The following is a 24932-nucleotide window of genomic DNA, read 5'->3' as shown; positions in this document are numbered from 1 at the left end:
CATATGGCCATTTCCTACAGCATTCAACCTTCAAACGCCGCCCCCAAGGACGGCTTTGGGGCTATGCTCGCCCTCGCACCAGCGCGTGGGCTGGCGCCGCTGGCGCCGTCCATCACCATGCCCGCGCATCCGGGCTCTTCCCCTGTGTTTGATCCGCGTGCCTTCCTGCCGCCGATCAATCCGCAGGATTTTGAGGTGCAGTCGCTCATCAGCCTGGTCGACGTCATAGGCTACATCCGCAAGCGCTGGCTGCGGGCGGCCTTGCTTGGGCTCATGCTGGCGGCGTTCACTTTTTATTACCTCGGCATGGGGGTGAAAATCTATGAGGCTGAATCGCAGCTGCTCCTGCGCATTCAGGACGCCAATCCGTTCAAGTTTGACGCCATGTCCGGGCGCGGAGTCACCGAGCTGAGCGCGGTGCAGCTGATCAACAACCACCGTGCGGAACTGCTGTCCGGACGCTTTTTGAGCTACTTCTACGACCACTTCCCGGCGAAGGACCGCGACGCGCTGCTTGACCGCGAGGCCCACTCGCTGGGCCGCAAGGACGAACTGCTCAAGCTGCTGGGGCTTTACAAGCCAGGCAAGCCCGGCGACCCGCGCGAACGTTTCATTGACCTGATGATTGCCAATGTGCGTGTGGAGCCGCTCAAAGAGTCGCACATGCTCCGGGTGCAAATCCGGGATCGCGATCCGAAGCTCGCAGCAGAGCTGGCCAATCGGTTTGTTGAAGACTACACCCGCTATGTGGCGGAGCAGGAGGGGCAGCTGAGTGCCGATGCCTCCACCTTCCTCGAGTCAAAATCCGAAGAGCTGCTGAAGCGCCTGCGTGAATCAGAGCAGAAACTCGCCGAGTACCGAAAGAAAGAGGGCCTCATGGAGGACTCGGAATCCAAGGAGGTGTCCAATGAAAAGGTGCGGCAGCTCAACGCCGCGATCACGGATGCCGACCTGAAGCTCACCAAGGCCAAAAGCGATCTCAAAGACCTTGCCGCTGCGCAGAAGTCCGGCCGTGACCTGACCGAGCTCAAAGTTTTCGCAGACAACGCCGACGTGAGCTTCATCCGCAAGCAGCTCGACGCCAAGATCGCCGAGCGCGCGCCTTTGGAGGCGACGTGCGGGAGGAAGCACCCGCGCATGATCGCGCTGGCAAATGAAATCGAAACACTGCGCGCGGGGCTGGACCATGCGGTCAGCAATGTGGTGGGTATCATCCAGGCCGAGGTGGAGTCCCAGGAGCGGCAGCTTGCCGACTATCGCCGTCAGCTTGAGGAGGCACGCGGCGTGGCTCTGGACGTCAATGGCAAAAATGTGCAGCTGAACCTGCTGCGCGATCAGGTGCGCATGGACCGTGATCTCTACGAAAAAATCGAGGCGCGCCGCAGCCAGGCCGCGCTGACAAGCCAGTTCCGTGACAGCGGCATGCTGCGAGTGGTGGATGTGGCCATGGTGCCGGAAAAGCCTGTGAAACCCAGCAAGCCTCTTGCTGCGGCCGCCGCCATCATGCTTTTCGGCATCACCTTTCTGGGACTGCCCGTTGGCTGGGGCATCTTCGATGATCATGTGAGGAAGCTTTTCCGGCCCAAGGTGGAAAAACCTGCGGCGCAAGATCAGACGCAGCACACTGCCTATGGCTACGGCTATCCTGCTCAGCCGGTGCCACCGCCAGCATCTCCCTTTGCCATCGCCAAAGCTGCCCCTACGCCAGTTTTGCCTGCGGTGAATCACCCGCTGCAGGCAGTGCCGCAGCCGCAAACTCGCCAGGTGCCGGTCATCAAGCCTGCCAGCGGTGAAGCCACCGTTCTGGCCCGGCTGCCTTACGTGCACGGTTCCAGCCCCGAAGCCATGCTCTCAGAGCTGCTAAAGCCGGAGCCCCTCGGGGCCTCCAGTGCGCTGCATCAGCTCACCAGCACACTCGAAAAGCAGGCGATGAGCCGTGGCAGCACCGCCGGGGTGGTCCTCATCACCAGCGCGGGCACAGGCGAAGGCAAGACGCTGGTCTCCGCCGCACTGGCCGCCGCTTTCTGCCATCAGGGCCGCCGGGTGTTCATGATGGAGTGCAATCCATCCTCCCCCACGATGCACCAGTGGTTCCCGCGCACCATGCAGGGCTACGGAGCGTATGCGAATGATCTGAGTGTTCTGCGCTACGGGCACAGCAATCTCTTCCTGCTGCCCGGCTGCGACCTGCCCGCCCATGCCACGAATGAACTGCTCGACGGATATCGCAGCTGGATCGAGCGGGCAAAAACGGAGGTGGACTGGATCATTCTGGATGCCTCGCCGCTGCTGAACAGCTTTGCGAACGTCGCTCCACTTGCGCCGCTCGCGACCGATGTGCTTATCGTCAACAACCCCGCCAAGACCACGCCCGCCCAGCTGCGCGCCGGGCTGGCCCTGCTGCAGCCGATGATGTCCTCCAGCGCCCTGCGCGGCATGGTGGTGAACGGGGGTTGATCTCAATGCGCGCCCGCCGCGCTTGAGCCAGCCGTCTTGGTGCACAGGAAGATGAGAGGGATCATGGCCAGAAGGAGCAGCCCGGCTACATGGAAGCAGTCGTTGAAGGCCAGGATGAAGGCCTGCTTGCGCACGGTGGCATCGAGCAGATGCAGGGCGCGGTCTTGTGCACCGACGGCATCGATGCCCTGGGAAATGAGATTTTGGGTAATGGCGGCGATTCGGTCGCGAGTGAGCGGATTGTAGAGGCTGATCGCTTCGCCGAGATGATGAGAATGAAAATGCTCGCGACGGGTGAGCAGGGCGGAGAGCATGGCGATGCCAACGGAACCGCCGAGATTGCGCAGCATGTTGAAGAGGCCCGAGGCGCTGGCGGCGTTCTGCGTCTCAATGCCGCCGGTGGTGATAAGGGAGAGCGGGACGATGATGCAGGTGAGACCCAGAGCGCGCACGATCTGCGGCAGCACCAGCTGGTCGTGCGCGGTGTCGGCGCTCATGGTGCTCATCATCATGGCGCTGAGGCCGAACAGTGCGAGGCCGAAGGCGACGATGGCGCGCTTGTCGAACCATTGCATGAGACGCGGCATGAAGGGCATGACCACGAGCTGAGGCAGGCCCACCCACATCATGGTGGAGCCGATCTGCATGGCGTTGTATCCCTGGATCTGCGCCAGATAGACGGGCAGCAGATACATGAAGCCGTAGAGGCAGAGGCCCAGCACCAGGTTCACAATGCTGCCGAGCAGGAAATTCCGGCGTGCAAAGAGGCGCAGGTTCACCACGGGCGTGATCTTCTTGCGCATCAGCTCAATGGCGACAAACAGCGGCAGCGTGATGGCGGCGAGGATGGCCAGGCGTGTGATGAACCCGGAGCCGAACCAGTCCTCCCGCGTGCCCTCTTCCAGAAAAACGGTGAGCGAGCCAAGGCCGAGCGCCATGAAGAGAATGCCGGTCCAGTCTCCCTTCTTTAGCAGCGGCAGCTGCATGGGCGTGGCATTAAGGCCCCAGGCGATGGCGGCCACGAGGAGGATGCCGGGCACCAGATTGATGTAAAAGATCCACGGCCAGGAGTAGTTCTCGGTGATCCAGCCGCCCACAGTAGGGCCGATGGCCGGTGCAAACATGGCGCTGAGGCCGAAGAGGGCAAAGCCCACGGGCTGCTTGGAGGCAGGCAGCTTGAGCAGCACCATGGTGGACGCCATGGGGATGAGCGCGCCGCCGGTAAAGCCCTGCAGGGCGCGGAAGACGATCATGCTGGAGAGATTCCACGCAAAACCGCAGCAGATGGAGAAGACGAGAAACAGCACGCTGTTCCAGATGAGGTAGCGCCGCATGCCAAAGACCTGTGCCAGCCAGCCGCACAGCGGGATGACGACGATCTCCGGCACGAGATAGGAAAGGGAGACCCATGAGCCTTCATCCAGCGTGGCTCCGATGCCCCCGGTGATGTTTTGCAGCGAGGAGTTGGAAATCTGGATGTCCAGCACCGCCATGAAGGCGCCCAGCAGGGAGCCTAGCACGGCCACCCAGTTGCGGAGGTTCTCGCGGGAAGCCGTGGGCACATCGTCCAGCGGCATGGAAAGTGCAGGGCTTCGCGTCATGGCGGTTTCTGGGTGGAGGATTGGGATTCTCGAAGGCGAACTCAGGATTTCACCCGCACGGTGGCGATGGCCGAGAGGCCTGGGGAGAGCTGGGCGGAGAAGGCTTTCGTCTGGTCGGCAGCGAGACGGATTTTCACCGGCAGGCGCTGGACGATCTTGGTGAAGTTCCCGGTGGCGTTGTCAGGAGGCAGCAGGGTGAACTTGGCACCCGTGCCCGGAGAGAAGCTGTCCACCTGCCCCTGGAAGCTCTGGCCATGGATGGCGTCGATCTTGATCTCCACCGGCTGGCCGGGGCGCATCTGGGAGAGCTGGTTCTCCTTGAAGTTGGCCACCACCCAGGTGTCCTGGGAGACGACCGCCAGCAGGGCCTGCCCGGGCTGCACGTGCTGGCCGGTCTGGAGGGTGCGCTTGCCGATGCGGCCAGTTTCTGGCGCACGCAGCACGGTGTAGGAGAGCTGGAGCTCAGCGTCGTCCAGCACTGCCTGGGCGTGGTCACGTCCGGCTTTGGCCACGGCCAGATCTGCCTCGGCGGCGCGCACCCCTGCGGCGGAGGCCTCGGTGGCGGCTAAGGCCGCCGTGTGGCTGGCGGTCGCGGCCTCAAAGGCGGACTTGGCGCTGTCGAGATCCTGCCTGGAAATGGCCCTGCCTTCGGTCGTGAAGAGCTTTTCAGCGCGGTCAAAGTCGAGCCGGGCTTTCTCCAGCTGGGCTACGGTCACCTCCACCTTGGCAGCGGCCTCCCGCCCGGCAGCCTGAGCCCGTGCCAGGGCGGCCTCGGCCTGGGGGATCTGCGCGGTGGCCTGCTCCAGGGAGGTTTTGGCAAAGGCCAGCTTCATTTCGTAGTCACGCGGGTCCAGCTTTGCCAGCGGCTGGCCCTTGGTGACGAACTGGTTGTCCTGCACAAGGACCTCCAGCACGTCTCCGGTGATGCGGCTGCTCACGGGGTGCACGTCCGCCTCGATGAAGGCGTTGTCGGTTTCCTCAAACTTGGCCGCATAGGCCAGCCAGGAGGCAAGTGAGGCCACGGCCAAGGCCAGCAGGGGGATGCCGAGCAGCAGCAGCCGGGCGCGGGTGCCTAGCCTGCGCCGCTTGGTGGCGCTGCGGGAGCTTGGTGCCGGGGCTTCTTCGAGCCCGATGTCGTCGTGGACGAGGGTCTTGGCAGTCAGGGTTAGGGTGCTCATGTCTTTCAGAGGTGTTGTTTCGGCACCATCATCCCTCACCGCCCCCCTGCCGGACATGACTTGTTTCCTTTGCGTGTGATAGCTAAAAGCTATAAGTTGCTGGGTGGAATTGCGTCATTTGCGCTACTTCGTCGCCGTCGCGGAGGCCCTGAGCTTCAGCCGTGCGGCTACGCGTCTGCGGCTGGCGCAGCCCTCTCTGAGCACGCAGATCCGAGATCTTGAGGAGGAGCTGGGCCTGCAGCTGCTGGAGAGGAACCGGAACCACGTGGCGCTTACGGACGCTGGCACGGTCTTTCTGCGGGAGGCGCGTGCAGTGCTGACCCGTGCGGACAAGGCCGTGGCGCGTGCCAAAGAGGCTGCGGCGGGAACCACCGGGGAGCTGCGTGTGGGCTCCATGGGGCCGCTGACCATCAGCTTTCTGCCGGCCTGCCTCACGCGGCTGCATGCGGCCCTGCCCAAGGCGCGGATCAGCGTGCAGGAGACGGGCCCCTCAGACCAGCTGGCGCAGATCGCCGCAGGACGTGTCCACATCGGCTTCATCCCGGAGATCTTTGCCAAGCTCTCGGCGGCCAAAAAACTGGTGGTGCGCAACATCCTGCGCAGCCCGCTCATCGTGCTGGTCTCGGAGCATCACCCCCTGGCCAGGCGCGGCACCGTGCGCCTGCGCGAGCTGGAGGACGAGACCTTTCTGCACATCCTCATGTATGGCAGCGACGCTCAGCGTGTGTGGACGCGGGAAATCTGCCGCAGCATCGGCTTTCTGCCGCAGTTTGGCAGCGCGGCCTCGAACGCGGAGAATCTGGTGACGATGGTCGCCGCAGGAGCTGGAGTGGCTTTGATCCCGAAAATCGCCGAACGCACGGGCACTCCAGGCTGTGCAGCGCTGCTCGTGACTGACAAAAGCCTGCACTACGACCTCTGTGCGGTCTATGACGAGAACTTCCCCTCCGCATTGCGGGACACGTTTCTGGGCATCGTGGAGGAGGAGGCCAAAAAGGTCGAAAGCCAGGTGGCTGTGCGGTGAATGGCCCGCAGGGCCGTTTTAAGGCCCGTTTTGCCGCTTCAGCGCATCGATCAGGGCTGCGGGCTCGCTGACACTCAGCATCACGCTGTAACCCTCGGTGGTGGGAATGCGTGCCACACGGGTGGGATCGGTCACAAAGAGCAGGGCCTTCTCCCCGTTGCGCAGCTTGAACCAGCCGGAGGCATAACCGGGCAGCCCGGTGCCGTTGGTGCGCCATTTGGCCTGATGCTCCTTGTCCTGCCTGAGATTGGTTACCACCGCCTTCTCCAGTTGGAGAGACCGCAGCGGAATCAGGCGGCCATACAAGTCTCCCTGAATGCGCAGGCCTTCATGGGAGACGGTGCAGGTGACGTGCCGTGTGGACCATGCCAGATAGCCCAGGAGCGCGGCCCCCAGCAGCAGCACCAGCGCGATGATGGCGAGAACCCAAAGCGACTTGGCACTGGCAGGGATGATGGGGAAGACAAGTGTGGTGTCCATAAGACAGACGGTGCTCTGTGTGCAGCCAGATGCAACGGGCACAAAAAATCCGGCAGCCTTGCGGGCTGCCGGATGAGTTGTTTCCAGGGGCAGAACGAGCTTGGAGGCTCGTCTTACGCATTACGCATTGGCACGCAGGATCTGCGCGAGCACGTAGGGCAGGATGCCACCGGCGCGGTAGTAGTCGATCTCGACGGGGGTGTCGATGCGGACGATGACCGGGACATCGAAGCTGCTGCCGTCGGCCTTGTGGACGCGCAGGGTGGCCTCGCTCATGGGCTTGAAGTCGTTGCTCAGGCCCAGGATGTCGAAGGTGGCGTCGCTGAGGTCCTTGACCTTGTCGTAGTCAGCCTTGTCCTTGAAGTTGCAGGGCAGCACGCCCATGCCGACGAGGTTGCTGCGGTGGATGCGCTCAAAGGATTTGGTGATGACGGCTTTGACGCCGAGCAGACGCGTTCCCTTGGCGGCCCAGTCGCGGCTGGAGCCCATGCCGTAGTCTTCCGCACCGATGACGATCGTGGGTGTGCCAGCGGCCTTGTAGGCCTCGGCAGCGTCATAGATGCTCATTTCCGTGCCCGCAGGCTGCAGGAGGGTGTCGCCACCTTCCTTGCCACCCAGCATGAGGTTCTTGATGCGCACGTTGGCAAAGGTGCCGCGGGTCATCACCAGGTCATTGCCACGACGGCTGCCATAGCTGTTGAAGTCGGCTTGGGCGACTCCGTGCTCCAGCAGGAAGCGGCCGGCCGGGCTGGCCTTCTTGATCGCACCAGCCGGGCTGATGTGGTCCGTGGTGACGCTGTCGCCAAAGATGCCCAGCGGGCGGGCGCCTTTGATCTCGGTGATGTCTCCGGGCGTCATGCTGAAATCAGCGAAGAACGGCGGGTGCTGGATGTAGGTGGACTTGGTGTCCCACTCAAACACATCGCCCACACTGCCCTTGATCTCGTTCCATTTCGGATTCTGCGAGGCAAAGTCGGTGTAGAGCTTGCGGAAGACGTCCGGGGAGAGGGCGGACTCCATGGCATCACGCACTTCTTTGAGCGTGGGCCAGATGTCCTTCAGATAGACGCCGCTGCCGGGGACGAGCTCGTCTTTACTCAGATCGATGTCCACCGTGCCGGCGATGGCGTAGGCGACGACGAGCGGAGGGCTCATGAGGAAGTTGGCCTTGATGCTCTGGTGCACGCGGGCTTCGAAGTTGCGGTTGCCGGAGAGCACGCTGGCTGCCACGACGTCCTGGCCTTTGACCACGTCTTCAATGCCGGCGTCGAGCGGGCCGGAGTTGCCGATGCAGGTGGTGCAGCCGTAGCCGACGGTCTGGAAGCCGAGCTTGTCGAGCTCGACCTGAAGGCCGGTCTTGTTGAGGTAATCCGTCACCACACGGCTGCCTGGGCCGAGGCTGGTTTTGACGGAAGGCTTCACAGTCAGGCCCTTGGCGTTGGCCTTCTTGGCCAGGAGGCCTGCGGCCAGCATGACGCTTGGGTTGCTGGTATTGGTGCAGCTCGTGATGGCGGCGATGAGCACGCTGCCGTCGGTGATGCTGTCCTTGATGCCACCCTTGGAGTCCACGGTCACTTCATAGAAGGTCTTGTCAGAGACCACATCCACACCTGCTGCGGCTCCGGTCACATCGATGCCGTCGGCCTTCGAGGTACCGAGGTGCTCGACGACCTGGGAGGCAGGGGCCTTGCCAAAGCCACCGGCCTTCACATCGGCTACGAGCAGGTCGTTGAACTTGGATTTCAATGCAGGCACTTCGATGCGGTCCTGCGGGCGTTTCGGGCCGGAAACGCAGGGGACGACGGTGCTGAGATCCATCTCCATCTCGGTGGTGAACTCGAGCGAGCCTTTCTCGGTCGGGATTCCCCACATGCCCTGCGCCTTGTAGTAGTTTTCGACGGTCTTGCAAAGCTCTTCGCTGCGGCCAGTGCCACGCAGGTAGGCCACCGTTTCCTCATCCACGCCAAAGAAGCCCATCGTCGCGCCATATTCAGGGGCCATGTTGGCGATGGTGGCACGGTCTGTGACAGGCAGGCTGACAGCTCCAGGGCCGTAGAATTCGACGAATTTGCCCACGACGCCGAGCTTGCGCAGCTTCTGGGTCACTTCGAGCACGAGGTCCGTGGCGGTCACGCCTTCCTTGAGCGCACCCTTGAGGTAAACACCCACGACTTCAGGGACGAGGAAGGTCACAGGCTGGCCGAGCATGCCTGCTTCAGCCTCAATACCGCCCACGCCCCAGCCCACGACGCCGAGGCCGTTGATCATGGTCGTGTGCGAGTCGGTGCCGACGAGAGAATCGGGATAATAGACGCCGTCTTTCTCCAACACGCCCTTGGCGAGGTATTCGAGATTGACCTGATGCACGATGCCGATGCCCGGAGGCACCACCTTGAAGGTGTCAAAAGCCTGCTCACCCCACTTCAGGAACTGATAGCGCTCCTTGTTGCGCTCAAACTCAAGCTCAAGGTTTTGATTCAGCGCAGCCTGCGTACCAGCAAAGTCCACCTGCACGCTGTGGTCGACCACAAGATCGACCGGCACGAGGGGCTCCACCATCTTCGGGTTCTTGCCCAGTTCCTTGACTTTGGAGCGCATCGTCGCCAGATCGACGAGGAGTGGCACGCCAGTGAAGTCTTGCAGCACAATGCGTGCGACGGTGAAAGGGATCTCATATTCGCCGGGGGCCTTCGCGTTCCAGTTGGCGAGATTCTTCACATCTGCCTCGGTGACCTTCTTGCCGTCCAGATTGCGCAGCAGGGACTCCAGCACGATGCGGATGGAAACCGGCAGGCGGGAAACTTTGCCGACGCCGGCTGTCTCCAGTGCAGGAAGAGAGTAATACTTGCCGGGGGCGCCGGAACCTGTGGTGAAGGTAAGAGGGGTGTTCATTGGGATGAGTAGCGGCCAACGAAATAGCAAGAGTAGCAGGAATGACACCCTTTTTTTGGCCGACTCGTATTCTGCTCTTTAGAGGGCAGGGTAGAAGTGAGGGTGGAATAGAGAGGAAGAAGCGGCTGGTTAGCAGAAGGGTGGGGCAGGGACTGGAATGCAGGGCAGATGAAGAATGCAGCGGGACTTTGGCGGAAAACGGGAGAGGAGCTGGATAGAGGGTGGTTTTGGACAGCATCCAAAAACGGGTAAAGGGTGGCGCGCGAAGTGAGAGCGGTTCCCCAATGGATTTTCGGCAAGCGAGTGATTGGCGACGCTCCTGGCGTTTGGGAGACCCAGCGCTCTAACTCGCGCCGGGCTTGCGTTGGCTCAGCCCGAGGTAAGAAGCGGCCGTCCTCAGCCCGCCGTCGCCCGAAGTCCACGATGGCCGAGCAACGAAGCCAAGTGTGACCGGAAACGAGTTTTGGGAATTGCTGCAAGCAGGCAGTTGTCTCGCGTGGTGGCGCGGCAGTGACGTCAGAAAGTCGATCGGAGGGGGGGCTGCAAGTGATGAGAGCTTTAGTTCCCTTAAGTTCGCTTATAAAGGACTTCCGTCATCAGGTGCGAATGCTGCGTTTAACACCCTTCGCGCCATGCTCGCACCCACATGTAAGCTATTTGAGCCGTCAGTCTGAGAGGACAAACAGGATACGAGAAGGAAAAGCAGACCGAATCGAGGCCAGATGCAGCCACAAAACCTTCTTTTGAAGCTGACTCGAGGCTGATTCAGCCGCCGGCGAACCCAATTTGCAGGCTTTTTGGAACAAAAAATCAGCCCAAACGCGATTTTAGCACCAAAAACCTCAATCGAGGGGAATCAGCCGCTCAAACACGACTTTTTCGAGGCTCTGGGAGGCACGTTTTGGAAGCCTCGTACGTAGGCATAACGCGAGAAAAAGAGGGTTGGCATTGTTGGGTCTGCGAAGGGGTGAAAAACGGCGCAAAAAACGCCCTTTTCGGAGTCAAAATCGGCATTGGAAGGCGGTTTGGGTGCAAAAAAGTGAAGGTTTTTCGACAAAAACGTCAAAATGTAGTTGCAGGGTCTTAGACCTGTTCTACTATCCCAACCCGCAGCGAAAAACGCGGGCTGAGAAAAAAGGAAATAAGAGACTCAAGTCGCTCATTTCCAATTGAATCAGAAACGATCTTTTAGAAAACACAGAAGCAGCGGAACGAGGGTCAAACCGAGTTTCAGCTGTTCGAAAACAGAAAGCTAAATTGTGCGCTGCGCGAATAAGTGCGCAGGCATCTGTGGTTTAAACAGATGCAGTCAATTTGGCTGGCTTATAAATTAAGTCAGCACCAAAATTTTTGGAGAGTTTGATTCTGGCTCAGAACGAACGCTGGCGGCGTGGATAAGACATGCAAGTCGAACGGGATCATCGGAGTAGCAATACAACGGTGGTCTAGTGGCGAACGGGTGCGTAACACGTGGATACATTCCGGAAAGCGGGGGATAGCCCAGGGAAACTTGGATTAATACCGCATGTGGTTGAAAAACTAAAGGCAGGGACCGCAAGGCCTGCCACTTTCCGATTGGTCCGCGGCCTATCAGCTAGTTGGCGGGGTAAAAGCCCACCAAGGCTACGACGGGTAGCTGGTCTTAGAGGACGACCAGCCACACTGGAACTGAGACACGGTCCAGACACCTACGGGTGGCAGCAGTCGAGAATCTTTCACAATGGGGGCAACCCTGATGGAGCGACGCCGCGTGGAGGATAAGGTCTTCGGATTGTAAACTCCTGTCATGTGTGAACAAGGTTGCGAGGTTAATAGTCTTGCAAATTGATGGTAACACAAGAGGAAGAGACGGCTAACTCTGTGCCAGCAGCCGCGGTAATACAGAGGTCTCAAGCGTTGTTCGGAATCACTGGGCGTAAAGGGTGCGTAGGTGGCGTGGTAAGTCAGATGTGAAAGCCCGGGGCTCAACCTCGGAACAGCATCCGATACTACCATGCTAGAGTACTGAAGAGGTGACTAGAATTCTCGGTGTAGCAGTGAAATGCGTAGATATCGAGAGGAATACCAACGGCGAAGGCAGGTCACTGGGCAGTTACTGACACTGAGGCACGAAGGCCAGGGGAGCAAACGGGATTAGATACCCCGGTAGTCCTGGCAGTAAACGGTGCACGTTTGGTGTGGGCGCAATCGACCGCGTCCGCGCCGGAGCTAACGCGTTAAACGTGCCGCCTGGGAAGTACGGTCGCAAGATTAAAACTCAAAGAAATTGACGGGGACCCGCACAAGCGGTGGAGTATGTGGCTTAATTCGATGCAACGCGAAGAACCTTACCTGGTCTTGACATGCATTGTGTCTACGGTGAAAGCCGTATAGGGTAGCAATACCCGCTTTGCACAGGTGCTGCATGGCTGTCGTCAGCTCGTGTCGTGAGATGTTGGGTTAAGTCCCGCAACGAGCGCAACCCCTGTGATTTGTTGCCACCGGCGTATGCCGAGCACTCGAATCAGACTGCCTCGATCAACGAGGAGGAAGGTGGGGATGACGTCAAGTCCGTATGGCCCTTACGACCAGGGCTGCACACGTACTACAATGCCCAGTACAATGTGAACCGAGACCGCGAGGTGGAGGAAATCAATAAAACTGGGCTCAGTTCAGATTGGAGTCTGCAACTCGACTCCATGAAGCTGGAATCGCTAGTAATGGTACATCAGCTACGGTACCGTGAATACGTTCCCGGGTCTTGTACACACCGCCCGTCACATCATGGAAGCTGGTTTCGCCCGAAGTGCGTGCGCCAACCGCAAGGAGGCAGCGCCCTAAGGCAAGACTGGTGACTGGGATGAAGTCGTAACAAGGTAGCCGTAGGGGAACCTGCGGCTGGATCACCTCCTTTCTATGGAGAATTGTCCAGGCTCACGCCACAATGGACAAGGTCGACACTGACTGCTGGAAACGGCAAAGTGTGCGAATGATGAAAATCACCGCAAAACCTTTTACTGCGCGCCACTAGCCGCAGCGTACAATTTAGTTTTTCTGTTTTCTGTGCCTTGAGCGGGGGTTTAGCTCAGTTGGTAGAGCGCTAGCTTTGCAAGCTTGATGTCAGGAGTTCGAGTCTCCTAACCTCCACCATCAATGATCAGCGGGCATGTAGCTCAGTTGGTTAGAGCACCGCCTTGATAAGGCGGGGGTCACTGGTTCGAGTCCAGTCCTGCCCACCATTCATTGTGCACATCTGTTTTTTTGGGATTCTGTTCTTTGACAACTGTATATAGGGTAGAAAAAACAAATTCAATTGAGCCATCTTGAGAACCAACAGGTTTCGAAAAGATAAGTAAAATTAAGAATCAGGCGAAACCATTTCGGCGGGTGTCAAAGCCCGTCACATGAAATGGATTTTAACAATGCAAGATTTATAGGGTATGTAGTGAATGCCTTGGCACTAGCAGGCGATGAAGGACGTGGTAAGCTGCGATAAGCTCCGGACAGCCGCAAGCAGGCTTTGACCCGGAGATCTCCGAATGGGATAACCTGTGATGATTCATCTCATCACGTGACGCTCTGAATACATAGGAGCGTCGACGCAACACCGCCCGAAGTGAAACATCTCAGTAAGGCGAGGAAAAGAAAGCGAATGCGATTCCGTCAGTAGTGGCGAACGAAAGCGGACCAGCCTAAACCGGAGGTTTACCTCCGGGGTTCGGGGCCCGATGTGGTAGTTGAACAGTTAGGTGAAGCGAATGGAAAATCGCTCCAAAGAGGGTGAGAGGCCCGTAACCGAAAACTCGACAACGCCTAGGGATTCCCAGAGTAACACGATCCACGTGGCATTTCGTGTGAATATGTGCCGACCACGGCATAAGGCTAAATACTAGCTAGTGACCGACAGTGAACAAGTACCGCGAGGGAAAGGTGAAAAGAACCGCCGTGAGCGGAGTGAAATAGTACCTGAAACCACATACCTACAAGGTGTCAGAGCCGGCTTGTCCGGTGATGGCGTGCCTTTTGCAAAATGAGTCTGCGAGTCAGTCTGTGTGGCAAGCCTAAGTCCTTCTGGGACGGAGGCGGAGCGAAAGCGAGTCCGAACAGGGCGACAAGTCGCACGGGCTGAACCCGAAGCGGAGGCGATCTACCCATGGCCAGGTTGAAGCGTTGGTAATACGACGTGGAGGACCGAACTGGTGAACCTTGAGACGTTCTCGGATGAGCTGTGGGTAGGAGTGAAAGGCTAATCAAGCCCCGTAATAGCTGGTTCTCCCCGAAATGTATTTAGGTGCAGCGTCATGCGCTGATCGAGGGGGGTAGAGCACTGAATGAGCTAGGGGACATACCCGTCTACCAAACTCAATCAAACTCCGAATACCCTCGAATGTAGCATGGCAGTAAGACAGTGGGGGATAAGCTTCATTGTCGAAAGGGAAACAGCCCAGCCCTGCAGCTAAGGTGCCCAAATGCCGCTAAGTGGAAAGGAGGTGAGATTTCTTTGACAGTGAGGATGTTGGCTTAGAAGCAGCCACCATTTAAACAGTGCGTAATAGCTGACTCATCGAGAGATCTCGCGCCGAAAATGATTGGCGATCAAGCGGCATACCGAAGCTCTGGATTGAACGGTCTACGGATCGTTCAGTGGTAGGGGAGCGTTCTGTGAGCGTCGAAGCGTGAAGGCGACTGACCGTGGAGTTCACAGAAGTGAGGATGCAGACATAAGTAACGTTAAGGGCGGTGAAATCCCGCCCCGCCGTAAACCCAAGGTTTCCTGGGCAACGATATTCGTCCCAGGGTTAGTCGGGAGCTAAGTCAAGGCCGTATGGCGTCGGCGATGCACATTGGGTTAATATTCCCAAACCGGCTATGGTTAAACCACACGTGCGTGGAAATTGAGAAAGCATGCCGGCTGAAAGTGGCAGAAGGAGGCGGGGCAACCCAAATCCGGTCTTTTGATCCGACCACCGAGAAAAGCGTTGTGGCCCTTTCCATGGCCGCCCGTACCGCAAACCGACACAGGTGGGTGGGTAGAATATACCAAGGCGAAAGAGTGAAACCTCGTTAAGGAACTCTGCAATCTAGTCCCGTAACTTCGGAAGAAGGGATGCCCAAGCTTGCTTGGGTCGCAGTGAAAGGGGACAACCGACTGTTTATCAAAAACACAGCATTGTGCCAAGACGAAAGTCCAAGTATACGATGTGACACGTGACCAATGCGGAAAGATTAAGGCAAGGGGTTAGCCGCAAGGCGAAGCTCTGAACCCAAGTCCCCGTGAATGTCGGCCGTAACTATAACGGTCCTAAGGTAGCGAAATTCCTTGTCGGGTAAGTTCCGACCTGCACGAATCGTGTAACGAGTTGTCCGCTGTCTCAACGAGGGGCTCAGTGAAATTGTATTAGCAGTGAAGATGCTGCTTACCCGCAGAAGGACGGAAAGACCCTATGCACCTTAACTGTAAGCTGTCACTGGTCGTTTGGTTTCCATGCTTAGCGTAAGTGGGAGACTTTGAAGCATGACTTTCGGGTCATGCTGAGTCGTCAATGAAACACCACCCTTGGGTATTGAACGATCTAACCGCAGTCCATGAATCTGGATGTGGGACCATGTCAGCCGGTCAGTTTTACTGGGGCGGTATCCTCCCAAAGAGTAACGGAGGAGCGCGAAGGTTGGCTCAGCGTGGTTGGTAATCACGTGTTGAGTGCATTGGCATAAGCCAGCCTAACTGTGAGACCTACAAGTCGAACAGATGCGAAAGCAGGCCAAAGTGATCCGGTGGTTTAATGTGGAATTGCCATCGCTTAACGGACAAAAGGTACGCTAGGGATAACAGGCTGATTTCATCCAAGAGTTCATATCGACGATGAAGTTTGGCACCTCGATGTCGGCTCGTCGCATCCTGGGGCTGGAGAAGGTCCCAAGGGTCCGGCTGTTCGCCGGTTAAAGCGGCACGCGAGCTGGGTTCAGAACGTCGCGAGACAGTTCGGTCCTCTATCCTCTGTGGGCGCAGGAAAGTTGAGGGGTTCAATTCCTAGTACGAGAGGACCGGAATTGACGCACCTCTGGTGTTCCAGTTGTTCTGTCAAGAGCATCGCTGGGCAGCTATGTGCGGAAGGGATAAGCGCTGAAAGCATCTAAGTGCCAAGCCCATCCCAAGATAAGCTTTCCCTGAAGGATCGTGGAAGACTACCACGTTGATAGGCCACGGGTGCAAGCACAGTAATGTGTTCAGCTTAGTGGTACTAATCATCCGTTTGTCTTGCATTGTTCCATTTCAAACTGAAGCCTGGTTCCAGGCTCAATCGAATTTTGATTCTCCCTGTATGCAGTTGTCAGAGAACACTCCCTGAGTGTCTCCAGACACTCGGTTCATATGCCTCACCGCATCATGGGCCGCAGTCTGGTGACCATGGCACAGTGGTACCACCCGTTCCCATTCCGAACACGGAAGTGAAACGCTGTTGCGCCGATGATAGTATGGCGAAAGGCTATGCGAAAGTAGGACGTTGCCAGATTAAACATCACCCCGCATCCCCTCAAAAGGATGCGGGGTTTTTTGTGCCCCCATCCCATCCCAGCCGCGCCTGCCGCAAACCACGGGCAAAAACGCGGCCCGCCGGCACCAGCCCGGCCGCTCAAACGCCTGAAACCTCTGTGCGTTGGCGGCGTCTTCCAAAATCATTGCCGAAACGCCAGCCTCGCATCACCCAGCGCAGGCTTGAGGGGACACGCCTCCCCGCCTCACGCGTCTGCCCAGCACAGGCAGCGCTGGCTTTCCCCAGCCAGCAGCCGTCGGAGCCCATGACTTTCGCGGCAGAGACTGCCTGCCCAACGGCAAGGTGTTTTGCGCGCAGTCATGCCGGCGGATGCGAAGCCCCCAGCGCCACAGCGTGTCGCGTCCTGTAACCGGGGCAATGATCGCCGGCGGAGCGCCTTTCCCGCAGCCAGCCGAAATCGCCTGCGCCGGGCACGCGCTTGCCCAGCATGGGTAGTGCTGGCTGCCCCCCCCTGCCAGACCTGTCACGTCACGACTGAGATTCCCCTTGCCCCGCTCAACCGCAAGAACACCACAACAAGCGTCTCATACCACGATGCGATGAAAACGGGTCTGAAGGTGGAGGCACGATCCGACGGAGGGGGATCATCTTGATCCCCGCACCTGCAGCGTGTTCGTGGATCTGCGAAGACGCAGGGCGCTGCGGGAACGTGTGGGATCGGGACGATCCCACTCCGCCTGAGGCTTCGCCGCAGCGACGGAGGGGGATCATCTTGATCCCCCCACCTGCAGCGTGTTTGTGGATCTGCGAGGGCGCTGGGCGATGCGGGAACGTGTGGGATCGGGACGATCCCACTCCTCCAGAGCGCGGGCTGGCCGCATGGAATGCTGGCTTTCACCCATGAGACCCGTTTTCAGCTGTGCGTGGTGTAACACGACGCGTGACGGCGGCCACTGACTCATTGAGTCCCTGAAGGCAGATCTTTTGTCAGTAGTGTTTACACGTCGCTCTGCACGCACATTCAAAGCAGCTGGTCTGCATACTGCCGCCATGCGGTCTCAACAGAGGAAACGCCCGTCTCAATGCTCGGCAGGCTTCGCTTGGAGCCTGCTTATTTGCCCTCCAGAAACAGAACAAAAATCAAACGCCCATCTTTCCAGGGAGGGCCGCCGATAAACAAAGGACTGTCCTTGCGCAAAACAGCATCACTTTTGACCAGCACCTGGTGCTCACGCCAGACTTGGAGGTGCAGATTGACCCCGCCACGCTCGGCTGGACCTTTGGAGTCTATCTTCATGAACAGATCCCGGGAGGGAACGACCCACGATTCATACTCCCGGAAAATGTCCTGACGGTGCTGGCCCAGGATTTCGAAGTGTTTGTACGGAAATACTTTCGAGAGGCGCTCATTCAGCTTTGGCAGCTCAGCCTGCATAGGCTCCTTGGCTCCTGTCAGCTGGCTGGCATCATTGGTGGCGAAAATGAGCGCTCCCCAGACATGCCCGTCCGTCGCGTGCTTGACGGAGGAAACCACGGCTGCAGGCTGCCCCTGCCCCTGGGCAAAAGCCGTGAGAAAAACAAACGTCAGCGCTGGGAGAAAGAATTTCATCCGCGCGGGGTGAGCAGGGGATTGCCTAGCGCGTCACGCGAAATCATGAGCACTGCGGCGCCCTGTGAGTTGTACATCGTGGTTGAGGCCAGCTCGGGTTCCACCTCACTGCGCCCGACATGGATTCCAGACACTTTTCTTTCCGCAGGCACGGCATCCAGGCCGTCCAGCATCAGCACGGTGGCTTCCGCAGCATCGTCGTGGTAGGTGCGTGCCTGCACATGCGTGTTGGGCGTGTAGGAGCTGAGAATCATGCTTTCGGAGGCCCCCCCGTTTTCAGGGTTCAGCACCACGAAGCCCAGCACTGCGAGGGCTGCGGCACCTGCCACTGCAAACCAGGGCTTCCGCAGCCATTGCAGCAGGCTGCCAAGGCCAGGGGCAGCCTGCCTGGCGCGTGCTTCATCCAGCGCCATCTGGGTGATGCGCACTCCGATTTGCGTGTTGAAGTAATCTGCGTGCGGCACCCGCATTTCTGCAGGCAGGTGGGTGCGGAGGCTGGCGCTGAGTGCGCGCATTTCCGCAGCTTCTTTGGCGAGCACCGGGTCGGATTTGAGGCGGGTCTCAAACGCGCGGCTCTCGGTTTCATTCATCTCGCCATCTATCCAGCGGATGAGATCATGTTCTTCAGAGGGATGTTTCATAAACGTCGTGGAGTTGTTCCTGAAGTTTTTTGCGTGCGTAAAAGAGACGTGACATGACCGTGCCGAGGGAGCAGGGGATCAGAGCGGCGATTTCTTCATAGGCGAGCCCCTCCACCTCCCGCAGCACGATGACCTGCCGGTGCTCGGGCGAGAGCTTGGCGATGGCCTCCTGAATACGCTGCCCGAGCTCGGCGTTGCGCAGCGCCGTGTCAGGCGCGAGGTCCCCTTTCGGCGCCGCCTCTGCGCCGGCGGCGACACGGTGTTCGGTGCGCTCGTCATCAAATTCACCATCCCCCTGGATCTTTTTCTTCCGCAGCCAGTCATAGCTGACGTTGTGGGCTATCCGGTAGAGCCAGGTGTAAAACCCCGCATCATGCTTGAACGTCGGCAGCGCACGCCAGGCCTTGATGAAGGCCTCCTGGGCGAGATCCCAGGCTTCGGTTTCGTTCTGGATGAGGTGGTAGGTCATGGCGTAGATCCTCCCACGGTAGCGAGTGACGAGGACGTCAAAGGCCCGTGTGTCGCCAGCTTGGCTGCGCTTGACCAAGTCGAGGTCGGAGACTTCGCCAGGGTCAGTCGAGGCTGAGGCAGGCATGGATGTTTGATGGCGAAGGATTGACGACCTTGAGTGGAAATTTATTCAGGTCTCAGCACTTTTTGGAGCCAAAAAGTGCAGCGGACGTTGAATCAGGGAATCTTCAGGCTCTGACCCGGCCGGATCAGATCGCTGCTGAGGCCATTGGCGGCCTTGATCTTGGAAACGGAAGTGCCCTTTTTCCGGGCGATGGCAGACAGCGTGTCGCCTTTGGCGACCGTGTACCGCGATCCGCCGGATTTTTTGGCCGAGCTCTTGGACGCCGTGGCTTTTTTCTTGGCAGAGCTGCCAGACGCACTGCTTTTCTTGGGCGCGGCTGAACTGCTGGGAGGAGTCACCTTTTTCGAGCTGCTGAAGGCATAAGGGTTCACCGGGGGCTCCGGCTCCGGTGGCAGAGAGGGCGGGGCTGGCGGTGTCTGGTATTTCGGCGCCGAGGAGGAGGCGTAGCCACTCTGACCCGGGTAGGGGTTGTAGTGCCCGTCATTGCCGTAGTTTGATGCGTAGGGATCGCTGCTGCCCGACTTTTTCAAGTTCTCACAGGAGGCCAGGAAAAGGCAGGAGGCGGACAGCGCAAGGATTCGAAGAGCAGTCATGGTAGGGCGAGGTTCCAGCGAGCAAACACGCGGGGCCGGTAATCTAGCCACTAATGAAATCAGGCGCATCCTTTTCAATGCCAAATTTGCCGCTCATGCGCCTGAGCTGCGATTTCCGCAGGTTGGCGCAATAGTGCGCGTGGCCGAGGCGTTGTGCCTGAGCGGGGAAATCTTCCGACACAGGTCTTGCCAATAGGCCTGGCATTCCCTAGCTTCGCGTCCCACCCCATGAAAATCGGCTTCAATCTTCTTCTCTACTCCGGCCACATCACCGAGGCTAACTACCCTGTCATCGAAAAACTCAAGGCCACCGGCTATGATGGGGTCGAGGTTCCGATCTTCGACGTCAGCAACCCCGCCCATTTCAAGGGCATCGGCCAGGTGCTCAAGGACAATGGCCTCGAGTGCACCGCCGTGACTGTGCTGCCGGACGAGGCTCACAATGCCATCAGCCCCGTGGCTGCGAACCGCCAGGGTGCCATCGATCATCTCAAGCGCGTCATCGAATGCGCGCACAATGCCGGCGTGCAGACGCTCTGCGGTCCTTACTACCAGGTGCTGGGCCAGTTCACGGGCGCTTTCCCCTCGGAGGCCGAACTCGCAGGTGCTGCTGAGGTGCACCGCGCCATCGCCCCCATAGCAGAAGCTGCCGGCGTGAAGTGCGCCATCGAGGCGCTGAACCGCTTTGAGGCCCACCTGCTCAACACCATGGAGCAGGCCGCCGCCTACGTGAAGCGCGTGGATCATCCAAACTTCGGCACGATGTACGACACCTTCCACGCCAACATCGAAGAGAAGAGCCCCATCGCCGCCATCGACACCGTCTTTGCCTCCGGCAAGCTCAACCACGTGCACATTTCTGAAAATGACCGCGGCACCCCAGGCCGTGGCCACATCAACATCGTGGAGCAGATCAAGCACCTCAAGAAAATCGGCTATGACGGCTGGATGACCATCGAGGCCTTTGGCAGCGCCCTGCCGGACCTCGCCGCCGCCACCCGTGTCTGGCGCGATTTCTTCCCGAGCACCGAACAAGTTTACACCGAAGGCTTCGCGCTCATCAAAAACGCGCTCGCCTGAGATCAAGCCCACACCCAGCCATTCATCCCAACATGAACACACCAACAACCACTCCCGCTGCGGCCACTTCCCGCCGCCAGTTTATCGGCACCACCGCCGCCGCCAGTGCGCTGACCGTCGCCCAGTCTGCCTGGGCAGCCGGCAGCGATGAAATCAAAATCGGCCTCATCGGCTGCGGCGGCCGCGGCACCGGCGCTGCCAATCAGGCTCTGAGCACCAAACAGCAGGGGGTGACGCTGCACGCCGTGGCAGACGCCTTCAAAGAAAAGACCGACAAAGCGCTGAGCGGCCTGCGCGACAAAAATCCTGACAAGGTCAAGGTGGACGACTCCCGCAACTTCGTCGGCATGGATGCCTACAAAAAAGTCATCGACTGCTGCGACCTCGTCATCCTCACCACGCCTCCCGGCTTCCGTCCGTACCACTTCGAAGCCGCGGTAAACGCCGGCAAAAACATCTTCATGGAAAAGCCCGTGGCCGTGGACGCCCCCGGTGTGCGCAAGGTGCTGGAGATGGCCAAGGTGGCCGATGAAAAGAACCTCAAAGTGGTCGTGGGCCTGCAGCGCCGCTACCAGAACTGCTACAAGGAAGCCCTCACGCAGGTGAAAGAGCAGGGCATCATCGGCGACATCGTCTCCGGCCAGGTGTACTGGAATGGCGGTGGCATCTGGTTCCGCGACAAGCTTCCCGGCCAGAGCGAGCTCCTCTACCAGATCAACAACTGGTACTTCTTCACCTGGCTGTGCGGCGACCACATCAACGAGCAGCACATCCACAACATCGACGTGGCCAACTGGTTCATCGGCGGCCACCCCGTCAGCGCCCAGGGCATGGGCGGCCGTATGCAGCGTGTGGACAAGAAGTTCGGCCAGATTTATGACCACCACTACGTGGAGTACACCTATGAAAACGGTGTGCGCATCAACAGCCAGTGCCGCCACCAGTCCGGTGTGAGCAATGCCGTGCGCGAGGAATTCACCGGCACCAAGGGCAAGATCTATCTGGACAACGGCGGCCGCTGCTATGCCAACGACCACAAGGGCAACACCATCTGGAAGTACCGCCCCGGCGGCAAAGACATTGGCGACGCCAAGGGCAAGGCCGCGAAACGCCTCGACCCGGATCCATACCAGACCGAGCACGACATCCTGCAGGCCGCCATTCGCGAAAACAAGCCGCTGAACAACGCCTACTACGGTGCTGAGTCCACCATGACGGCCCTCATGGGGCGCATGGCCACCTATTCCGGCAAAGAGCTGAAATGGGATGACGTGCTCAACAGCAAGGTGCAGCACATGCCCAGCATCATCACCCCCGAGTCCGAGGCTCCGGTCAAACCCGACGCCGAAGGCTGGTACCCCGTCGCCATCCCCGGCTGGGCCGCCAAGGACTACGCCGAGCACGGCCGCCAGAACGTTGAGATCGTGTAATCCCGCCGTTCAGGTTCACTCTGGCCCCGGTTGCAGCGATGCAGCCGGGGCTTTTTTCTGGAGTACGACAGGCACTCCTGCCTGTCGGCCAGCGCGGCTTTGCGCTCACCGGGTAAAAGTGTCCAACCCCCTCCGCTGAACTCTCGGATTTCAGCGGCTTCTTCCGGCCAGTTCAAAACACCCGCCAAATCCCTTGCCAATCGCACGTTCTCTTCGCTACAACCACAGCTTCATGAACACCAGCCGCCGCACTTTTCTCACCAGCTTTGCCGTTTCCGCCGCCACCACGACCCTGCTCTCGCGCGACTGGTCAGGCCAGACCCCGGAGCGCTACCCTGACCCGGATGTCATCGTGCTGGAGCCTGAGTTTGAAAAACTCATTCAGGGAAACTCCCCCATCCGCCGCCTGCACACCGGCATGCTCTGGGCCGAAGGCCCTGCCTGGAACGGCACCGGCAACTACCTCGTGTGGAGCGACATCCCCAACAACGCCCAGATGCGTTACCTGCCCGAGGACGGACATGTCTCCGTGCTGCGCAACAACGCCAACAACAGCAACGGCAACACCTTCGACCTGCAAGGCCGCCAGATCTCCTTTGAGCATGCCACACGCCGCGTCGTCCGCTATGAGCTGGACGGCAGCGTCACCGTGCTGGCGGACAAGTTTGAGGGCAAACCGCTCAATGCCCCGAACGACGGCGCGGTGCATGCAGACGGCTCCGTCTGGTTCACCGATCCCGGCTACGGCAGCATGATGGACTACGAAGGAAACAAAGGGGAGCTCCACCTCAAAGAGTCCGTCTATCGCATCGATCCCGGCGGAGAGATCACCAAGATCACCGAGGATCTGGAGAAGCCCAACGGGCTCTGCTTCTCGCCAGATTATAAGAAAGTGTACATCGTGGACACCGGTTCGCCGAAAAACATCCGCGTCTATGATGTGGATGGGAAGACCGTGAAAAACGGCAAGGTTTTCACCACCAACAAAGGCGCACTGGCGGACAAAAAAGCGAAGGGCAACTCAGACGGCATCCGCTGCGATGTGGAGGGCAATCTCTGGGCCAGCGCCGGATGGATTGGCGATGGCTACGATGGTGTGCATGTCTTCAATCCCGAAGGCAAAATGCTGGGCTACATCAAGCTGCCCGAAACCGTCAGCAATCTCTGCTTTGGCGGGCCGAAGCGGAACCGCCTGTTCATCACGGCCTCCCAGAGCCTCTACTCGCTGCATGTGAACACGCGAGGCGCTCATCATTGCTGAGGCTGCTTCGGTCAGCACGGCGTCTTGATCTTCGGCTGCGGTCGTATTAAACGAGCGCATGGATGAATCCTACACGCAGCGCTTTGGCGGCATCGGACGGCTTTACGGAGCTGCGGCGTTGCCGCGCCTTCAGGCGGCGCATGTGGCCATCGTGGGCGTCGGTGGCGTGGGCTCCTGGGTGGTCGAAGCCCTGGCACGCAGCGGCATTGGCGAGCTGACGCTGATCGACATGGACGATGTCTGCATCACCAACACCAACCGTCAGCTCCCGGCGCTGGCGCACACCGTGGGTGTTTCCAAGGTGGATGTGCTGGCCGCACGTGTGGCGGAGATCAATCCCGCCTGCCGCGTGAACCGGGTCATCGAGTTCCTCACGGAGTCGAATGTGGATCGCCTGCTCGCGCCAGATTTCCATTTTGTGGTCGATGCCGTGGACCGCACCTCCATCAAGGCGCTGATTCTGGCCAGGTGCCATGCTCGCGGCATGCCCGTCATCACCTCGGGTTCTGCAGGCGGGAGGCGAGATCCCACACTCATCCGCACGTCAGATCTCGGTCATGCCGGGGCGGACACGCTGCTCAAAGGTGTGCGCCAGTGCCTGCGCCGCCAGCACAGCTTTCCCAAGAGCGAGGAAGGCCGCCCTCTGGCCATGGGCATCCCCTGCGTTTTTTCCAGCGAGAAACCTGTCTACCCCTGGGCGGATGGCTCCTGCTCTCTGGAGCCCGAATCGGGTGCTGAAACCGGCCTCCGCCTCGACTGCGCCGCAGGCTTTGGCGCGGCGACGCATGTCACCGGCACGTTTGGCTTTGTGCTGGCGGCGGAGGTGGTGCGGAGGCTGGCAGCCGAGGGATGAGAGGAGCGCAGAATGCGCTAATCTTGTGATCAATCCCCGGCCGACGACTTTGGCCGGCTATCACGGATTCCAAAGGAGCGGCGTTGCTTTGCCCACCAAGCAACGAGGGGCAGCCAGCACAAAAAGCCACCAGCAAGGTAAACGAATGCAGAGGCCTCCTGCGCAGGGGTCCTGGCTTCGAAGAGGGCGGACACGAAAAAACTGCCGAAGTAGGAGGCCATGAGGTAGAAGACGATCCAGCCGAGATACCACATCCAGACTTTGCGGTAGAGAAGACCGAAGCTGAAGATGGAAAAGACGGCGGCGAGGCCCAGGAAGTAAGGGAACGCTTCCATGATCTGGAGGAAAGGATCGGCTGGGCCTGCACCTCACTTCGCCACCGGCTTGCCCGCCTTGACCCAGCCGCCAAAGCCGTCGTCCATGTGGATGAGGTGGGTGAAGCCCAGCTTTTCAAAAGACGGCAGCGCCCGGGTGCTGCGGCCGCCGGCCTGGCAGTGCACCAGCGTGGGCTGGGTCTTGTCCAGCTTGGCCAGCTGCGCTTCAAAGTCGGCGGACATGATGTCGATGTTCTTCGCGCCTTGGATGTGCCCGTCCTTGAATTCGTCCGGCGTGCGCACATCCACGATCACGACCTTTTCTGCGGAGATGATTTTGGCGGCTTCGTCGGCTTTCACATGTTTCACGGGGTCTGCAGCAAGGGACATGGCGGGTAGGATGAGGGTGAGAATGAGGGTGGTGATGAGATGTTTCATGGGTGGCTGG

16 protein-coding genes, 2 tRNA genes and 3 rRNA genes are annotated in these 24932 nt (G+C 59.4%); 11 read left to right on the top strand and 10 right to left on the bottom strand.

Annotated elements, in window-relative coordinates; translation table 11 throughout:
- Nucleotides 1–3: 3 nt before the first annotated feature.
- On the top strand, nucleotides 4–2457 hold the full coding sequence (locus ACZ5WW_RS14195) for an exopolysaccharide transport family protein (RefSeq protein WP_377172028.1): 2454 nt from the start codon (nucleotides 4–6) through the stop codon (nucleotides 2455–2457).
- A 2-nt stretch (nucleotides 2458–2459) separates the two neighbouring features.
- Here ACZ5WW_RS14195 and ACZ5WW_RS14190 read toward each other — a convergent pair whose 3' ends face one another.
- Both ACZ5WW_RS14190 and ACZ5WW_RS14185 read right to left on the bottom strand, forming a co-directional pair.
- Nucleotides 2460–4058, bottom strand: coding sequence for a DHA2 family efflux MFS transporter permease subunit (locus ACZ5WW_RS14190; RefSeq protein WP_377172030.1), 1599 nt, complete (start codon nucleotides 4056–4058; stop codon nucleotides 2460–2462).
- A gap of 41 nt (nucleotides 4059–4099) precedes the next feature.
- Complete coding sequence (locus ACZ5WW_RS14185; RefSeq protein ID WP_377172032.1) at nucleotides 4100–5236, bottom strand: HlyD family secretion protein; 1137 nt, start codon at nucleotides 5234–5236, stop codon at nucleotides 4100–4102.
- Nucleotides 5237–5339: 103 nt separating this feature from the next.
- Here ACZ5WW_RS14185 and ACZ5WW_RS14180 point away from each other — a divergent pair, with 103 nt between their 5' ends.
- Nucleotides 5340–6260, top strand: coding sequence for a LysR substrate-binding domain-containing protein (locus ACZ5WW_RS14180; protein ID WP_377172034.1), 921 nt, complete (start codon nucleotides 5340–5342; stop codon nucleotides 6258–6260).
- An 18-nt stretch (nucleotides 6261–6278) separates the two neighbouring features.
- On the opposite strand, the gene ACZ5WW_RS14175 is transcribed toward ACZ5WW_RS14180, so the two are convergent.
- Both ACZ5WW_RS14175 and acnA read right to left on the bottom strand, forming a co-directional pair.
- Nucleotides 6279–6740, bottom strand: coding sequence for a PH domain-containing protein (locus ACZ5WW_RS14175; RefSeq protein ID WP_377172036.1), 462 nt, complete (start codon nucleotides 6738–6740; stop codon nucleotides 6279–6281).
- A 120-nt stretch (nucleotides 6741–6860) separates the two neighbouring features.
- The gene (acnA, locus tag ACZ5WW_RS14170) at nucleotides 6861–9632 is read right to left on the bottom strand and encodes an aconitate hydratase AcnA (RefSeq protein ID WP_377172039.1); all 2772 of its coding nucleotides are present in this window, start codon (nucleotides 9630–9632) and stop codon (nucleotides 6861–6863) included.
- A 1347-nt stretch (nucleotides 9633–10979) separates the two neighbouring features.
- Between acnA and ACZ5WW_RS14165 the strand changes: the two genes are divergently transcribed.
- From ACZ5WW_RS14165 to rrf, 5 genes are all read left to right on the top strand, one after another.
- A 16S ribosomal RNA gene (locus ACZ5WW_RS14165) occupies nucleotides 10980–12525 on the top strand.
- Between the two features lie 160 nt (nucleotides 12526–12685).
- Nucleotides 12686–12761, top strand: a tRNA-Ala gene (locus tag ACZ5WW_RS14160).
- A 12-nt stretch (nucleotides 12762–12773) separates the two neighbouring features.
- Nucleotides 12774–12850 (top strand) — tRNA-Ile (locus tag ACZ5WW_RS14155).
- Between the two features lie 183 nt (nucleotides 12851–13033).
- Nucleotides 13034–15878 (top strand): 23S ribosomal RNA (locus tag ACZ5WW_RS14150).
- Nucleotides 15879–16010: 132 nt separating this feature from the next.
- Nucleotides 16011–16126, top strand: a 5S ribosomal RNA gene (gene rrf / locus ACZ5WW_RS14145).
- Together the 16S, 23S and 5S rRNA genes with 2 tRNA genes alongside form the textbook arrangement of a ribosomal RNA operon.
- A gap of 1093 nt (nucleotides 16127–17219) precedes the next feature.
- On the opposite strand, the gene ACZ5WW_RS14140 is transcribed toward rrf, so the two are convergent.
- From ACZ5WW_RS14140 to ACZ5WW_RS14125, 4 genes are all read right to left on the bottom strand, one after another.
- On the bottom strand, nucleotides 17220–17717 hold the full coding sequence (locus ACZ5WW_RS14140; RefSeq protein WP_377172248.1) for a hypothetical protein: 498 nt from the start codon (nucleotides 17715–17717) through the stop codon (nucleotides 17220–17222).
- Nucleotides 17714–18358 carry an anti-sigma factor family protein gene (locus ACZ5WW_RS14135; RefSeq protein WP_377172245.1) on the bottom strand — a complete coding sequence of 215 codons (645 nt, stop codon included), beginning with the start codon at nucleotides 18356–18358 and terminating at the stop codon, nucleotides 17714–17716. The genes ACZ5WW_RS14140 and ACZ5WW_RS14135 overlap by 4 nt, the downstream gene beginning before the upstream one ends.
- Entirely contained in the window at nucleotides 18342–18953 is a 612-nt protein-coding gene (locus tag ACZ5WW_RS14130) for a sigma-70 family RNA polymerase sigma factor (protein ID WP_377172243.1), read from the bottom strand. Before ACZ5WW_RS14130 ends, ACZ5WW_RS14135 begins: the two co-directional genes overlap by 17 nt.
- A 92-nt stretch (nucleotides 18954–19045) precedes the next feature.
- Entirely contained in the window at nucleotides 19046–19546 is a 501-nt protein-coding gene (locus ACZ5WW_RS14125; RefSeq protein ID WP_377172241.1) for a LysM peptidoglycan-binding domain-containing protein, read from the bottom strand.
- A 228-nt stretch (nucleotides 19547–19774) separates the two neighbouring features.
- Here ACZ5WW_RS14125 and ACZ5WW_RS14120 point away from each other — a divergent pair, with 228 nt between their 5' ends.
- The 4 genes from ACZ5WW_RS14120 to ACZ5WW_RS14105 all read left to right on the top strand — a co-directional run bounded on the left by ACZ5WW_RS14120 (nucleotide 19775) and on the right by ACZ5WW_RS14105 (nucleotide 24170).
- On the top strand, nucleotides 19775–20626 hold the full coding sequence (locus ACZ5WW_RS14120; protein WP_377172239.1) for a sugar phosphate isomerase/epimerase family protein: 852 nt from the start codon (nucleotides 19775–19777) through the stop codon (nucleotides 20624–20626).
- Nucleotides 20627–20658: 32 nt separating this feature from the next.
- Nucleotides 20659–22056: a Gfo/Idh/MocA family protein gene (locus ACZ5WW_RS14115; protein ID WP_377172237.1), complete on the top strand. Its 1398-nt coding sequence runs from the start codon at nucleotides 20659–20661 to the stop codon at nucleotides 22054–22056.
- Between the two features lie 232 nt (nucleotides 22057–22288).
- Nucleotides 22289–23317: an SMP-30/gluconolactonase/LRE family protein gene (locus ACZ5WW_RS14110; protein WP_377172235.1), complete on the top strand. Its 1029-nt coding sequence runs from the start codon at nucleotides 22289–22291 to the stop codon at nucleotides 23315–23317.
- 58 nt (nucleotides 23318–23375) lie between these two features.
- The gene (locus ACZ5WW_RS14105; RefSeq protein WP_377172233.1) at nucleotides 23376–24170 is read left to right on the top strand and encodes a tRNA threonylcarbamoyladenosine dehydratase; all 795 of its coding nucleotides are present in this window, start codon (nucleotides 23376–23378) and stop codon (nucleotides 24168–24170) included.
- A 29-nt stretch (nucleotides 24171–24199) separates the two neighbouring features.
- Here the strand turns inward: ACZ5WW_RS14105 and ACZ5WW_RS14100 are convergent, their stop codons facing one another.
- Both ACZ5WW_RS14100 and ACZ5WW_RS14095 read right to left on the bottom strand, forming a co-directional pair.
- Complete coding sequence (locus ACZ5WW_RS14100; RefSeq protein ID WP_377172231.1) at nucleotides 24200–24505, bottom strand: hypothetical protein; 306 nt, start codon at nucleotides 24503–24505, stop codon at nucleotides 24200–24202.
- 33 nt (nucleotides 24506–24538) lie between these two features.
- Nucleotides 24539–24922 carry a rhodanese-like domain-containing protein gene (locus ACZ5WW_RS14095; RefSeq protein ID WP_377172229.1) on the bottom strand — a complete coding sequence of 128 codons (384 nt, stop codon included), beginning with the start codon at nucleotides 24920–24922 and terminating at the stop codon, nucleotides 24539–24541.
- Nucleotides 24923–24932: the final 10 nt, after the last annotated feature.

The organism is Prosthecobacter fluviatilis (assembly GCF_055388355.1).
The sequence above is the reverse complement of the archived record's forward strand: the minus strand, read 5'-3'. Positions and strand labels throughout refer to the sequence as shown.

What these genes read in the sequence shown, in the direction of transcription:
- ACZ5WW_RS14195 (WP_377172028.1), top strand. Translation starts at nt 4, where the DNA reads ATGGCCATTTCCTACAGCATTCAACCTTCAAACGCCGCCCCCAAGGAC.
- ACZ5WW_RS14190 (WP_377172030.1), bottom strand. Translation starts at nt 4,058, where the DNA reads ATGACGCGAAGCCCTGCACTTTCCATGCCGCTGGACGATGTGCCCACG.
- ACZ5WW_RS14185 (WP_377172032.1), bottom strand. Translation starts at nt 5,236, where the DNA reads ATGAGCACCCTAACCCTGACTGCCAAGACCCTCGTCCACGACGACATC.
- ACZ5WW_RS14175 (WP_377172036.1), bottom strand. Translation starts at nt 6,740, where the DNA reads ATGGACACCACACTTGTCTTCCCCATCATCCCTGCCAGTGCCAAGTCG.
- acnA (WP_377172039.1), bottom strand. Translation starts at nt 9,632, where the DNA reads ATGAACACCCCTCTTACCTTCACCACAGGTTCCGGCGCCCCCGGCAAG.
- ACZ5WW_RS14140 (WP_377172248.1), bottom strand. Translation starts at nt 17,717, where the DNA reads ATGAAATTCTTTCTCCCAGCGCTGACGTTTGTTTTTCTCACGGCTTTT.
- ACZ5WW_RS14135 (WP_377172245.1), bottom strand. Translation starts at nt 18,358, where the DNA reads ATGAAACATCCCTCTGAAGAACATGATCTCATCCGCTGGATAGATGGC.
- ACZ5WW_RS14130 (WP_377172243.1), bottom strand. Translation starts at nt 18,953, where the DNA reads ATGCCTGCCTCAGCCTCGACTGACCCTGGCGAAGTCTCCGACCTCGAC.
- ACZ5WW_RS14125 (WP_377172241.1), bottom strand. Translation starts at nt 19,546, where the DNA reads ATGACTGCTCTTCGAATCCTTGCGCTGTCCGCCTCCTGCCTTTTCCTG.
- ACZ5WW_RS14120 (WP_377172239.1), top strand. Translation starts at nt 19,775, where the DNA reads ATGAAAATCGGCTTCAATCTTCTTCTCTACTCCGGCCACATCACCGAG.
- ACZ5WW_RS14115 (WP_377172237.1), top strand. Translation starts at nt 20,659, where the DNA reads ATGAACACACCAACAACCACTCCCGCTGCGGCCACTTCCCGCCGCCAG.
- ACZ5WW_RS14110 (WP_377172235.1), top strand. Translation starts at nt 22,289, where the DNA reads ATGAACACCAGCCGCCGCACTTTTCTCACCAGCTTTGCCGTTTCCGCC.
- ACZ5WW_RS14105 (WP_377172233.1), top strand. Translation starts at nt 23,376, where the DNA reads ATGGATGAATCCTACACGCAGCGCTTTGGCGGCATCGGACGGCTTTAC.
- ACZ5WW_RS14100 (WP_377172231.1), bottom strand. Translation starts at nt 24,505, where the DNA reads ATGGAAGCGTTCCCTTACTTCCTGGGCCTCGCCGCCGTCTTTTCCATC.
- ACZ5WW_RS14095 (WP_377172229.1), bottom strand. Translation starts at nt 24,922, where the DNA reads ATGAAACATCTCATCACCACCCTCATTCTCACCCTCATCCTACCCGCC.